Origin of the sequence: Nonomuraea zeae (assembly GCF_005889725.1) — a bacterium.
GTDB classification, from domain to species: Bacteria; Actinomycetota; Actinomycetes; order Streptosporangiales; family Streptosporangiaceae; genus Nonomuraea; species Nonomuraea zeae.
The window spans coordinates 1-847 of the sequence record NZ_VCKX01000709.1; the positions used below are offsets into that span (position 1 = coordinate 1).

General features: G+C 70.1%; 1 pseudogene. It reads left to right on the forward strand.

Annotation, left to right across the window (positions count from 1 at the left end):
• Positions 1-847 (forward strand): annotated as a pseudogene (locus ETD85_RS64315) (PQQ-binding-like beta-propeller repeat protein); the annotation flags it as partial.

The following is an 847-nucleotide window of genomic DNA, read 5'->3' on the forward strand; positions in this document are numbered from 1 at the left end:
ACGACGGAGCGTCCTTCGGCCGGATCTTCCTGCGCGGCGGCAAGGTCGTCGGCGTGCTCACCAGCTCGGTCGTCGAATACGACCCGGCCACCAAGGAACTGACCGGTGTCGACCTCACCCAGGCCGGGATGCCGCCCGCGCCCGAGCTGGCCATGGCCATCACGGCGACCAAGGATCAGGTGCTGGTCAGCGGCAAGGCGGGGGTTCAGGTGCACGACCTGGCGACCGGCACGAGCACGCGCACGTTCCTGCCCGGCGAAGCCAAGGTGATGACTCCGATCCGGGACCAGGTCTACCTGTCGGTCTACACCCTGGCGTACCTGTTCCGCATGCGCCCCGACGGCTCCGACCTGCGCCGGCTCACCCGCGTCGGCGCCGAGCAGAACCGGCCGCTCGGCGCCCACTACGACAAGCTCACCCGGCGGCTGCTGGTCGGCACCCAGCCGGAGTACGGCTTGCACGGCGGCGCTCTGGCTCTCTACGACCCGCGCACGAACGCCGTCGAGGCTGTCCGCGACGTCATCCCGAACCAGTCGGTACGCGCCATCACCAGCCTGCTCGGCACCGCCTACATCGGCAGCGAGATCTATGGCGGCCTCGGCACCACCCCGGTCGAGTCGGAGGCCAAGCTCGCCGCCTTCGACCTGCTCACCAAGAAGGTCCGGTGGAGCCTGACGCCGGTCCCGGGCGCCAAGCGGATCGCCGCGCTGACCGAACAGCGGGGCAAGCTGTACGGCATCGCCTCCACCGGCGTCGCCTTCGAGTTCGACCCCTGGAGCAAGAAGGTCACCAGGACCGTCCCGGTTCCGGTGACGGCCGGAGGAACCGGCACGCTGATCCAGGCCGC